Below are 12,181 nucleotides of genomic sequence, written 5' to 3'. Positions count from 1 at the left end.
ATTTAACATTCACTTTATAGTATTGGGATGTGTGAACGCTATTTTTAATTAAACTGGATCAGGGGGATATATTACAGCAGAAAAACCGCGGTTTCTGACTTGAGCAGATGTTATAGTGTCACTTAAATCCCCTATATTCGCTATAACTCGATAATGAATCGGACCTGTTGGTAATATTGGGTCCGTTGGATGATCTACCCATGTAAATGTGGAGTTAAAAGAATATACCATATCTATATTAGCACCTACTTCGTATTTTCCGGATACAAGTGTATCTGTCAGCAACACATCATCACGGAATAACTGATACGTAATAGCATCTACGTTAAAGGATGTGCCTTCATCTGCACCTATTTGAACAAGAAGTTCTGTACCGATTGTCGCGTTTAATAGGACTTTGTCACCTTTATTTTCTATAGGGACAAAGACCTCCATAATTAGAATGTTATTTGTATTTGGTGGAAGATCTATAGAATCAGGTTCTGGTGTAAGGGGAGTGAAAAATAGGGCTGGTCCAGTCGGTCCAGTCGGTCCAGTCGGTCCAGTCGGTCCAGTCGGTCCAGTCGGTCCAGTCGGTCCAGTCGGTCCAGTCGGTCCAGTCGGTCCAGTCGGTCCAGTCGGTCCAGTCGGTCCAGTCGGTCCAGTCGGCCCAGTCGGTCCAGTCGATCCAGTCGGTCCAGTCGATCCAGTCGGCCCAGTCGATCCAGTCGGCCCAGTCGATCCAGTCGGCCCAGTCGGTCCAGTCGATCCAGTCGGAAATTGGAATGGTGGGATGGGAGGAAGTGTAGGTCCAATTGAACCGGGATTTAGTGCAGCGGAAGATAAAAATTCGTCCATTATATTTTCACCTCTAAAAAATTCGTATTACTAATAGTAAATGTTGAAGTCAAACAAAGTGAAATGGACAAGCGATTGTATTTATGAAATTTAACAAAATAGTTATTTTAATAAAAAACGAGGAAATGAGGGGAGTGAAAGGAAAAGAACCCTTTATATAAAGGGTTCTTCTGGTGATTTAATCTATCAATTACATTCGTGGTAATATTCATCACATGAATCGTTATTATCGTTACAGCAGATACAAAATGTTTTTTGAACAAATAAACTAACTTCACTATTAGAACCTTCCTGCTTTGTAAGAGTAAGACTTTGAAAATCTTCAACTTGAAATATTTTTGTTTGAACAGGTTGTAATGTAGTAGTAATTGGTACGCTAGATCTTCTTGTTAGAATCGTTACTTGAACGGGTGCACTCATACCGACAACGAATAACTGAATTAATGTTTTATTATGATTGTTTGTAAAATCCTCAAATACAGTTTGTGGAGCGGTGGTTTGAAGGAAAACAGACACAGGTATATTTCCATTTGCATTTTCTGCAAAACCAGCTATCGTATGAGTTTCAATAAAACAGTTGTTTTTTTGATTGTTGGAATGTGATTGGTTTTTATAATATTTTTTACCATCTTTATAAAAGTAATCAGCCATATGAATTTAAAGCTCCCTTCTTTTAGATATCTATATAGTCTATTTAATAAAGTGAAGTAGTGCTTGTACAACATAATAAAATCCGCTCTCGTAATTACCTAAAAATTTTATTATTTGGAAATTAAAGAGCGCCATTCAAGGCGCTCTCGGATAAACAATAATATTGAAAAAGAATACCACATTATATTTTATACATGTTCTTAATAAATGTGCAGTTTTTTAACAAAATCCTTATTTTAAAGCTAAAGAGCGCCTTGTAGCGCGCTCCTTATGTCTACTAAGTATAAATGTTTATGTTTGATCTTAGATTTCTTACTTAGAGTAATAAAATGCTCTTAAACAAAGTTTAGATAGACAATACAGCCAATAATTACAATATAAAACACCACACAAAAGAAGATTAAAATGTATTTGAATGTCTTGTTCATATCAGTACCGTCCTAAAAGAGGATTATTTGGATTTTAATATGGTATGTAAAAAAGGTGCGTTTATACAAGGGAAGGGTAGCTAGCAAAAGTAAAACAAAGTCTTTATTTAAATAAAAAGAGCGCTAATCGAGAGCGCTCCTTATACCTAATTATAACGAAAGTGACGAGCTCACATTATTTAGAAAGGCAGTATTATTGTATGCCAAAGTATGAGATTAGTGAATGGATTAAGACAAAATCGTTATTCGATAGAAAAGGAGAATGAAAATGTCCTTAGTGGGGAATTTGAAAGAAATCCAAGAAAAAGTCATTGATAAAAAGGTATTGGAATTTGCAGAGGAAATGGAATGCGTAATAATCGAAAGTGCTGCAAATGGATATTCAGGATATAGATATCAAATTCATAAAGAAAATCCAGACAAGCATATTCTGCATTCAAAACTATTCACGGAAAAGTTACAAGAATTAATGGATGGTGTGAAAGTTGAATTTAAGGCAGAAGAAAAGAAAAACATTTTAGGTGGATCTTATTACGAACATTACATCCGTTTTAGTTGGAATGACTAATTTCTTAATAAACCCGCTATTTTATTAGAAAACATTAAAAAGGACCCGATTAGGGGTACGGGTCCTTTTAATGGAACAATAGAACTTTATGGGATTACCAATATGTTACCATAAAAGGTAATTCGTTTCCAGAATATGAGCGTTGAGAAAACTTTTTATAAAAACTTCATCTTATACAATAAAACAGCTAGCATGATTAGCTAGCTGTCCTGGTAAGAAAAGAAAACGGTACTTATCAAATGTTGCTTTTGTAATTGCGAGTTACAACTATAGTATGAACAGAGTTGAAAATGTTATGTAAGAAAGCTAAATAAAAACTTTATTAAGCACAACAAAGCAGCTAGCCAAAGTAGCTAACTGCTCTATTGTACAATTTTAGAAGTAGCCGATCTATGCTGTAACCAAAAGTTACAACTATAGTATAAATAGATATCAAAATATTATGCAGATAAGAAACTAAATAAAAATTTCATTTTGTAGAAATAAGGAAACTAAAAAAGAGCACCATGCATAAGTGCTCTTTAAGATAGGAGGTAACACTTTGAGCTGGCCCTAGGTTAGAAGTATATGGTGTAAAAAAAGAAATAAGAACAAAATTTTATTATTAACTCAATATAAAAGAGCAATTAGCTTTTGCTAATTGCTCGGCCCAAGGTAATAGACATAGAGTGGGTATTAGTAAAATTGACTATTCACGAGCCTGTTTACAGTGTAACCAAGATTTTTTAATGTATTACCTCTTTAAAAACCTTATTCAAACAGTGTTATTTAAAGAGGGAGTGGAGTAATGAAAAAGAATACTTTTCCTTTAAACATGAGATGATTTTTTAATTCTCAATATTATATGAGTGTTAAGACAAAAATGTGTAATTAAAAGAGCAGCTAGCAAAAGCTAACCGCTCTCCGAAAAAAACGTTAAGAAGGAAGTTCAGAACTCAAGTGTATTTATAGTATGGACAAGGCTTATGGATTTATTCAAGGGGGGATGGATAATGTGTACTTATTGGGAAAACGCAGTTAAAGAATTCTTTAAGAAGCAAGAGTCGGAACGCAATAAAAAAGCAGTTAGCAAAAGCTAACTGCATAGTGAATAAGAAGAACGTAATGGTCATTCGTATTCAACCTTGGTGTATCTATATTGTTAACATGTTTTAGAAATTTATTCAATAAAAGAGCAGCTAGCAAAAGCTAACTGCTCGGTTCTCCAAGGGGGAACAAGGAGAAAAGATTACCGTGTCACCTATAGTATTGACGGAATATTGAGTTTTATTCAGGGTTGGTTCCAAAAAAGCGACATACCGCCAAAATATAAAATTATTAAAAGGAAAATTACTATGAAAGCAGTTAAAGAAACTTTCTTCCAGGGATTTTTCATTAGTAGACCTCCTTTATGAAGAATATTAACACTTTATAAGAAACTGAACAAAATAATCCTTTTAAAGTAAAACAAACAGAATATAGTCCGGCTAGAAAACTAGAGGACACCAATTCATTAAAGCAGCAATTCAAGCGGTTTTAGGAATAGGTGTCCTTTTTATTTTGAAAAGGGAGATGGGGGAAATGAAGGGGTTAAAGGATCAGCTACATGAATGGAAAAAGCAATCGAATCAAGTGAGAAAGAAAACTAAGAAAAAACGAAAAGAGAAATTAAGCACTCGTGATATTGAAGATTTAATGGGCATGCATAGACCTTGTTATGAACGAAGACGTGGAGCAATAAGACAAAAGTAATCTAAAAATAAAAAAGGAGTGGTCTTACATGACTAAACAATTATCTTTCTTACCAAAAATTGATAGAACAGCGACACAAGAGGAATTAGAAGGTGTGTTGGAAAGCGTACGTATACATAGACAATTTGGGATGATGCGTAAAGAAATGAAAGTCACTCCTTCTTATGAAATACGTGAGCACGGTCCTACACATACAGTCGGAAAACCTTTAGAAGATGTTGCTATAGCAAATATTCAACAAAGCAAACGAGAAGAGTGGCTTGAAAGAATGTCAGTACGTATTGATCAGTTTCTAAATCGATTAGGAAACGGACGTGCTGGAAGCATCCAAAGAGATATTATTTATAAACGTTATTTAGAAGAAGAGGACGTATGTGATTACATGGTTTATAACGAAATAGGAATGTCAGAGCGTACTTATCGACGTTGGAAGTCTAAAGCATTTTACAAACTTGCTTTTGCACTTGGATTAGAAGTTTATGAGACAGAAGAAACGGGAGGTAATGCATAATGAATTTCGTTCAACCGATACGTGATCCAGAGCAAATACAACAGCTTAAAGAGTATTTTAAGGAAAAGAGCTTACGCAATTACATCCTCTTCATTATGGGAATCAATACAGGCCTGAGAATCTCGGACATTTTGAAATTGAAGGTAGGAGATGTCAAAGGTAGTCATATATCTATGAGAGAAAAGAAAACTGGGAAACAGAAACGAATACAAATTACTGCAGCACTGAAAAGAGAACTTAAATGGTTTATTGAAGAAAGAGAAGATAATGAGTACCTATTACAAAGTAGACAAGGTAGGAATCGTCCGATTGGTCGTAGCATGGCGTATAAGATATTAAATGGAGCAGCGGCAGAGTTCGGGTTAGATGAAATAGGAACACATACGTTAAGAAAAACATACGGGTATCACATGTACATGCAAACGAAAAACATAGCATTACTCATGGAGATATTCAATCACTCATCAGAGAAGGTCACGTTACGTTATATAGGTGTAAACCAAGATGCAATGGATAAAGCAATGACTAGGTTTAAAATTTAATCACTGCTTATTTCTTTTTAAATCTAGGGTATTACAGTATTTTGGAAAAAAACACGCTAAGAGTATGCAAGATTTTATATAGTTCCAGTAACAAACAAGAACCCTAAAACCGCGCTAGGATAGGAATGTATAAAAAATGCATAGATCCATAAAACAAGGTTCCTTGGTGAGAGTACGATTTTCTCCCTTTTCCTTGCTACCGATAATGAGACGTTATGTTAACCTCACATGAATACAGTATACAAGAATCCGCAAACATTTATAAATAGCTATTAATTTTTTTATTTCTTCATTAAAGTATGTTTTGTTACATAAAAATTAGAATATACACCCATAATCTGTTCTTAACAAGAAACATAACCACTAATATGCATATCCAATTCAACTTCTTATAAACAAAGGACAGATCAACATGTTACGAAAAAAATTCATCTTATTAGGAGGAATCGTATGGCTTACCTCTCTCTAGAATCCGTAAACTATCCAGATAGGTTCATTCGTCATCAGAACTTTCTTGGGGAACTTACTCCAGTCCAAAGTGAGTTAGACCGAAATGATGCCACATTTGATTGGTGGGGTGATTGGAGGTATGGAGCGGAAGGAAAACTTAGATCCATTAACTTCCCAAATTATTACCTGCGACATCAAAACTTCCGTCTCAAGCTTCACGAGGTCATTTATCCATTCGGCGGCCCGCCGACACCAGAGGTGCAACTAGCAATTTTAGACTCAACTTTTACCATGGTACCTGGACTTACAGACCCCGGAGATAAAACTCTTATATCGCTTCGTTCAAAGAATTTTCCTGATCGGTTTATTCGCCACCGGAATTTTAATCTCTGGGTCGAACCTGCAGATAGTCAATTAGCTCGAGAGGATGCTACATTTAGAATACGCGCGCCTTTCGTTCCTGAGCCACCAGGACCAAGGTGGAACACCTATAATAATTACTACTGATAGATAATTGGGCATTATGTTACTGAACATATATACGATATGCAAAAAAGACACTGATATATATCTAATATCTTTTTTAGTTCAGAGATAACTAGGTATGTCCTATATCATTTTATGTCTAATATTTATTTTTATAACTACAGATAACGAGAATTATGTAAATAAGCTGTCCATATGGGCAGCTTTATTTTATGTTTCCGCATAGCTTAGGTTATTTTGAAAAATGTTGGTGGTATCCCTATACAGTTACTCATAAATTTCGTACTGTGTAACTCAAAAGAGAAAGTGAAATGAAATCAATGATACCAAGGGATTTGGCGAAGGGGTCAGTTACACACAATATAAGATATGGGTAAGTTAGCAGATATATTATTATCTTGTTTATTTCAATGGTAGAATATTAGATGGAAAGAGGTGTTTAGCTAGTGAAAAAGAAACCTAATGAAGAGAAGAATGAAACAAAAGTAATTAGAGAAGAAAAGGTTGTAAAAGAAGCATATAATACAGATTTAGAGTTATCTGAAATACTTCAAGGACCTGAATTGGCCCAAACGCTAGCAGAAATACAAAATACAGCTTATAAGCAAATTAGGCCAGTGCTAGAAGCACAAAGGAAGCTGTCTGAACAAATACAGCCAGAAATATATGGATTGGCTCAGACGCTAGCAGAAATACAAAATACAGCTTATGAACAAATTAGGCCAGTGCTAGAAGCACAAAGGAAGCTGTCTGAACAAATACAGCCAGAAATATATGGGTTGGCTCAAACGCTAGCAGAAATACAAAATACAGCTTATGAACAAATAAGACCAGTGTTAGAAGCACAAAGGAAGCTGTCTGAACAAATACAACCAATTATAGAGATATATAACAATGTTAATTGGGACTCAATTCGTGAAGCAGTAGCAGAACAAATTAAAGAAATAGAAGCTATATTAATTGAACAAGAAAAAAATTTTTGGTGCTTAGATATGGATAGTATATCTGATATAGTGGATGGGGAAATAACAGAAGATGGTTTATCAGAATATATAGACAAAAACGTTGAATCGTATATAAAAGAAATAGTTCAAGATCCTATGTATAAACTTCATGCAACCCTAATTGAAGAAACATATGAGGCGTATAAAGGTGGTTTTTATAAATTATGTATAATGCCACTTTTTGCAGCATTTGAGCATGTTATTACATTATGGTATATGGGAAAAATAAAAGAGGACAAGATATCGGTAAATCATAAACCAGATGTGAGAAAACTTTATCATAAAATTAAACCTGAAAAATATAAAGATGATAATGATGTAGAAAAAGAGCAGTTAAATACAATTTTTGGGCTATCCGTACTTAGGATGTATAAAAACACATTTGTTAAAATACCAGATAAATTATCTCAAGAGCTCAATCGTAATTCAATAGCACATGGTTATCATGATTATGATTCTCTTAATAAGGAAGATGTACTCAAACTGTTCCAATTGCTTAAATCTTCTTTAATATTAAAATCGTTTGATTCGAAAAATTTGGCAGAGTTGTGACCGATTTTTGGCAGTAAATGTATCGGTTGTTTTGGGATTAGCGTGGTATATTTGTATTATGAGAAGTGGCGGAAAACACAACTCGATTATATAATTCTTCTAAACGACTCATAACGATGGCACATAAAACCCGAAACTAGCAGATGGTACAGATTGAATGCTACCGTTATTAAGGAGAGCTTTTGCTCTTCTTCCAGTTACTTAATAATGCTGGTGCAAAAACAAACAATATTAGGTTGTTGGAAGAAGGATAAAACTATAACTTCTATATTTAAATAAATGGAGTAAAATGATACTCTTATATTATTATAGAAAATTTTGGTGTAAAAAGGCGGTTGTTTATGGGGATTTCATATTCTAATTTATTTATAAAAGTCAAAAAACTAAATGAAATAAAAGATACTGCAACGATTGTTATAGATACTAATGTATTATTAATGGGGTATCAATGGAAAAACATAACTTTTGAAAGTGTATTAAATGTTTTGAAAAAGCTATCCAGTGAAGAGCGTTTAAGAATTCCAGCACATGTAATTAAAGAATTTGCAAAAAACAGGCCAAAAAAAATCACTGAGATGTCTAGTGGAATACATAATGTAATAAGTAATATACCAAAAGCAATTAATAATGGAAAACCTTTGAATGAAGCGATTCCTGCATTAGCAATTTTAGAAGACTATCACAGTGATATTATCGCTCTAGAGGAAAAGTATAATAATTGCATTCAAGAACTAAATAAAGCAAGGAAAGAATATGTGAAAGGTTTAGGGAAATTACAACAATCATTGGGTGAGTATATTGACCATGATTTAATTTTAGAAAGTTATAAAGAAATAATTGAAAAAAGCTATTTTGCACCAGACGGATTAATGGATGAAGAACAGCTGAAACTTGAATGGGATAAAAGATCGAAAAGTAATATTCCTCCAGGTTATATGGATAAAACAAAAGATTCTAATCAATACGGTGACTTAATTGTCTGGGATCATATATGCCAAATAAGTGGTGATGTTATATTTGTGACAGCTGATCTCAAAGGTGATTGGGTACATAGTAACGATAAACAGGTTATGGGAGCTCGTAGAGAATTGGTTGAGGAGTTTTATTCAAGGGATCAGGCAAAAGGATATACATTTAAAATTTTAAGTCCTCTACAATTCATTACGTTATTCTCTGGTGAAGAGGTTAAACAGGAAATACAAGATGATTTAAATAAAGAAGTTAAACGTCCAATAGCAACAGGTTCTATTACTTTATATAATCTAGCTGATGAAGAAACGTTAGAAGAATTTGCAATGCTAAGAAATAATCCAGTTATAAAGGAATCATATCTTAATAAAGGTTTTGATGAAATTGAAAGTGAGCTAGCAAATTTCTTAATTAGGGGAGGTAGCATTGCTCAATACAAAGATTTAATGGAAGAATATAAAAAAACATTAGAACTTTTTATTGAAGATCCAACTACTGAGTTTTTAAGATCAATAGATGTAAAAAGTTTAATCGATACAATTAGAGATTTATATAAAAAGTCTAAAGGCTAAATATTCGTTATTTTAGAAAGGCATCCATTCGGATGCCTTTTATTTTGGAGGAGAATTAATGAAGGTAGTTAGAGAGCATAATGGCAAGTATTATCTAACGGAGTATTATGAACCTTATGGCTGGTACGCTACAGAGATTAGCTATGAAGCGTTTAAACTACTTGAGCATCTGGATTCTTTAAATGATTTCTATAGTGTTGATTGGATAAATGATGAGGAATAGGAGGATAAAGGATGGATTTAACTAGATGAGAACAAGCGGTGCGTTAAGTCCATCACTTAGACAAGACCTTGTAAACGAAGGAATCGATAAACACAAATTAGAAAGTGCAATTCGGGTCTTTAATGCAATGGAAGGCAACACAACACCAAAGCAAAGAAGAGGAGTGGGGATTAATTTGCTTGATAAAATAATAGATGAGTTCTTAGTAGCGAATGAATGATGAAAGAATATAAAACTAAACAACAGAAGCGTAAGTTCTATGACAGTGGTGAGTGGAAGAGTATACGCGAACAAGTAAAGAAGCGTGACTCTTATGAGTGCCAGGAGTGTAGGCGTAATGGTCGAGTACAAACAGATACCAATGAGTACAGTGAGAGTGCAAAGCGTAAGAAGATTCAGCTCGTTGTCCATCATATAAAAGAACTAGAACATCATCCAGAACTTGCATTAGAAATGGACAACCTCGAAACAGTCTGTGTGGATTGCCATAATAAAGAACACGGTAGAACATTTAAAAAGAAACCGAATAAATGGGAAAACGATGAAAAGTGGTAAAAATGATTCGATAATAACACCCCCCCTAAAAAAATTCCATCAAAAATTGCTATAAGGGGCACCGGAGGAGGGGGTTAACTGTCAGGTTTTTTTCGATTTTACGCACGTAAGGGGGGTGGGTAGATGGCTGTTAGTATTGTGAGGTTAAAAGAACAGCTCATGAATAGCATTGATGTTACAGATTTAGTCGAAGTTGAAAAGGTAGAAAGATATATTGATCTGGTAAAAGCATTTAGAAAAATAAATAAAACTATTAATAAAGAAGGTGAGTCCGTAACGATAAAAAACGGTTCTCAAGTTTTTGTTAAAGCCCACCCTCTTATAAGTGAGAGGAATAAAATTAACAGTTCATTAATTGCTTTAGGAAGAGATATAAAACTTGTTCCTAAAGTTGGTGCTTCTAATTCAGGATACAGTCCAAGTGATTTAATATGATTAGGCAAAAGTATGTAGATGAATACATTGAGCTTTATAGAAGTGAGAAAATAAAGTTCAACAAAGAAAGAGAACTGTTAATTGACTATCTAGAAAAATATGTTTTGAACAGAGACGATTTGTATTTTGATGATGAAATGATTGAGAAGTGTATCCGCTTTGGAGAGAAATGGTACTTTCCGTTACAATCATTTCAGAAATTCTTAATAGCATTCGTTTTTTTATTTTATAAGAAAAATGGTCGCATATTTTATCGTAAATTTTTGTGGATGCTTGGACGTGGTGGCGGTAAAAATGGATTAATATCAGTTATCATTCATTTCTTAATTAGTGAAATGCACGGTATTACCGAATATAACATTTCCGTTGTTGCAAATAGTGAAGAACAAGCGAAAACAAGTCCGGATGAAGTTCATAAATGTGTTAAACGAAATGAAATATTGCAACGAGCATTTAAGACAACATTAACTCAAACTGTTTCTAAAGCCACAGGAAGTGTATTGAAGTTTAGGACATCAAACGGAGATACAAAAGATGGTTTGCGTGATGGTGCAGTTGTATTCGATGAAATACATCAATACGAAAGTAATAAAGATGTTCGAGTCCACATTAGTGGTTTAGGGAAAAAGAAGAATCCACGCGAGTTTTACATTGGTACAGATGGATATGTTCGTGATGGTTTCTTAGATAAACAAAAAGAAAAAGCAATGAAGGTCTTGAATGGTGAAGCCCGTCCCAATGCTTTTTTTTCGTTCATATGCAAATTGAATGATGAAAGAGAAGTGGATGATCCAGATAATTGGGAAATGGCAAATCCGATGTTATCGGAGCCTTTAAGTGAGTATGCAGAAGGTTTACTTGAAACGATAAAGGAAGAATACGAAGATTTAGAAGATGATCCAAGTAATCGTGAAGAGTTTATGACAAAGCGTATGAACTTACCTGTAACAAATTTAGAAAGATCAGTAGCAAAATGGGAAGAGATTGTTGCTACAAATCGTCCATTTCCTGATTTATATGGTCGAGAATGTATAGGGGCTTTAGACTTTGCAAGTATTAGAGATTTCGCAGCTTGTGGTCTGTTATTTAGAGTAGACGGTGAATACATTTTCAAAACACATTCTTTTGTACGTAAAGAGTTTGTTGATATTTATTATGGTTATTCTAAAAAAGCAAATGAGTATAAGAAGGAAAAATTTGCACCAATAAAGGATTGGGAAGACCAAGGACTTTTAACGGTTGTGGACGAGCCAACCATTAATCCAACTCATATTGTAAATTGGTTTGTAGAAATGCGCGAAAACTACGGGCTAAAAAAGATTATAGGTGATAATTATCGATTAGAAGCTATAAAGCCTTTATTAATAGATGAAGGATTTGAAGTAGAGATTATTAGAAATCCTAAAGCAATCCATGGTTTGTTAGCACCAAGAATTGAAATGGCATTTGCTAATCGTCAAATTGTTTTTGATGATAACCCTCTTATGCGTTGGTATACACAAAACGTGTTAGTTGTTATTAAAAGTGATGGTAATAAGATGTATGAGAAGAAAGAGCCAGTTCGCAGAAAAACAGATGGATTTCAATGTTTTGTACACGCTCTCTATAGAGCTGATGAAATACAAGAAGTAACGGATTTCGTTATAGGCGACATTAAATTCTAATAA

14 protein-coding genes are annotated in these 12,181 nt (G+C 34.0%); 12 read left to right on the top strand and 2 right to left on the bottom strand.

The annotated features are described in order from the left end of the window. Nucleotides 1-48 precede the first annotated feature (48 nt). On the bottom strand, nt 49-837 hold the full coding sequence (locus tag AAG068_RS18970; RefSeq protein WP_342715468.1) for an exosporium leader peptide-containing protein: 789 nt from the start codon (nt 835-837) through the stop codon (nt 49-51). Nucleotides 838-1,023: 186 nt separating this feature from the next. Further along, nucleotides 1,024-1,488 carry an exosporium protein D gene (locus AAG068_RS18965; protein ID WP_098920072.1) on the bottom strand — a complete coding sequence of 155 codons (465 nt, stop codon included), beginning with the start codon at nt 1,486-1,488 and terminating at the stop codon, nt 1,024-1,026. Nucleotides 1,489-2,184: 696 nt separating this feature from the next. On the opposite strand from AAG068_RS18965, the gene AAG068_RS18960 reads away from it, so the two are divergent. The 12 genes from AAG068_RS18960 (at nt 2,185) to AAG068_RS18905 (ending at nt 12,178) form a co-directional block, all read left to right on the top strand. Beyond that, nucleotides 2,185-2,484, top strand: a complete 300-nt coding sequence (locus AAG068_RS18960) for a hypothetical protein (protein WP_342715467.1) — start codon at nt 2,185-2,187, stop codon at nt 2,482-2,484. A gap of 1,560 nt (nt 2,485-4,044) precedes the next feature. Then, entirely contained in the window at nt 4,045-4,215 is a 171-nt protein-coding gene (locus tag AAG068_RS18955; protein ID WP_342715466.1) for a hypothetical protein, read from the top strand. A 28-nt stretch (nt 4,216-4,243) separates the two neighbouring features. Next, a complete protein-coding gene (locus AAG068_RS18950; RefSeq protein ID WP_342715465.1) occupies nt 4,244-4,726 on the top strand; it encodes an ArpU family phage packaging/lysis transcriptional regulator in 483 nt (160 codons plus the stop codon). Further along, nucleotides 4,726-5,268, top strand: coding sequence for a site-specific integrase (locus AAG068_RS18945; RefSeq protein WP_342715464.1), 543 nt, complete (start codon nt 4,726-4,728; stop codon nt 5,266-5,268). Before AAG068_RS18950 ends, AAG068_RS18945 begins: the two co-directional genes overlap by 1 nt. A gap of 450 nt (nt 5,269-5,718) precedes the next feature. Then, nucleotides 5,719-6,225, top strand: a complete 507-nt coding sequence (locus AAG068_RS18940; RefSeq protein ID WP_342715463.1) for an AbfB domain-containing protein — start codon at nt 5,719-5,721, stop codon at nt 6,223-6,225. 425 nt (nt 6,226-6,650) lie between these two features. Next, on the top strand, nt 6,651-7,760 hold the full coding sequence (locus tag AAG068_RS18935; RefSeq protein WP_342715462.1) for a hypothetical protein: 1,110 nt from the start codon (nt 6,651-6,653) through the stop codon (nt 7,758-7,760). A gap of 341 nt (nt 7,761-8,101) precedes the next feature. Then, nucleotides 8,102-9,301 carry a PIN-like domain-containing protein gene (locus tag AAG068_RS18930; RefSeq protein WP_342715461.1) on the top strand — a complete coding sequence of 400 codons (1,200 nt, stop codon included), beginning with the start codon at nt 8,102-8,104 and terminating at the stop codon, nt 9,299-9,301. 58 nt (nt 9,302-9,359) lie between these two features. After that, a complete protein-coding gene (locus AAG068_RS18925) occupies nt 9,360-9,524 on the top strand; it encodes a hypothetical protein (RefSeq protein WP_199678982.1) in 165 nt (54 codons plus the stop codon). 25 nt (nt 9,525-9,549) lie between these two features. Next, nucleotides 9,550-9,744, top strand: a complete 195-nt coding sequence (locus tag AAG068_RS18920) for a hypothetical protein (RefSeq protein WP_342715460.1) — start codon at nt 9,550-9,552, stop codon at nt 9,742-9,744. Further along, entirely contained in the window at nt 9,744-10,079 is a 336-nt protein-coding gene (locus AAG068_RS18915) for an HNH endonuclease (RefSeq protein WP_342715459.1), read from the top strand. Before AAG068_RS18920 ends, AAG068_RS18915 begins: the two co-directional genes overlap by 1 nt. Before the next feature lie 123 nt (nt 10,080-10,202). Continuing rightward, nucleotides 10,203-10,514, top strand: a complete 312-nt coding sequence (locus tag AAG068_RS18910) for a P27 family phage terminase small subunit (RefSeq protein WP_342715458.1) — start codon at nt 10,203-10,205, stop codon at nt 10,512-10,514. Beyond that, entirely contained in the window at nt 10,511-12,178 is a 1,668-nt protein-coding gene (locus AAG068_RS18905; protein WP_342715457.1) for a terminase TerL endonuclease subunit, read from the top strand. Before AAG068_RS18910 ends, AAG068_RS18905 begins: the two co-directional genes overlap by 4 nt. The last annotated feature ends 3 nt before the right edge of the window (nt 12,179-12,181 follow it).

It is taken from the genome of Bacillus paramycoides (genome assembly GCF_038971285.1).
Lineage (GTDB): Bacteria > Bacillota > Bacilli > Bacillales > Bacillaceae_G > Bacillus_A.
Note: the sequence above shows the minus strand (reverse complement) of the source record. Positions and strands in the feature narration are given on the sequence as shown.